The organism is Ralstonia sp. VS2407 (genome assembly GCF_052950655.1).
This window is the reverse complement of sequence record NZ_JBRFVG010000346.1, coordinates 1-441: the sequence shown is the minus strand read 5'-3', so window position 1 is coordinate 441 and position 441 is coordinate 1. Positions and strand designations below refer to the sequence as shown.

Annotated in this window: 1 protein-coding gene; it reads right to left on the bottom strand. The window is 62.6% G+C overall.

Going from position 1 to position 441, the window contains the following annotated elements:
• Positions 1-299: 299 nt before the first annotated feature.
• A partial coding sequence (locus ACU8YE_RS25385) for a copper-binding protein (RefSeq protein WP_446930350.1) occupies positions 300-441 on the bottom strand: 142 nt, incomplete at its 5' end.

Genomic DNA, 441 nt, shown 5'->3' with positions numbered 1-441 from the left:
ATCCACTTCTGCTCGCCGCTGACACACGTTGCGGCCGATCGCGCATCTCCGATCACTTCAGGACAGCGCATCGACCCCGTCTGCCTCTCGCATTCGCGGCGGCCCTCACTTTACCGTGAGTATCTTGCCGCTCATTGCGTTTCTTGGCGTCGCGCCCGCCGCTTCGGTGGTCGTCCCGTTTGCCGCAGCTTGGCTGTTGTCATGACGTAACACTTTGCCGTCGCCCGAGGCCGACGAACCATGTCAGCCTCGTCCACTGCATTGACGGCACGGGCAGCCAGCAGCCCCCGGCCCTCGCGTTACTGCACGTCCAACGCCGTCACGGTCAAAGCGCCGTTCACCTTCTCGGCGACAAAGCGCACTTTGCTGCCAACGTGCACTTTGGTGAGCATGGCCGGATCCTGGACTCGGAACACCATCGTCATGGGTTCCATACCGAGG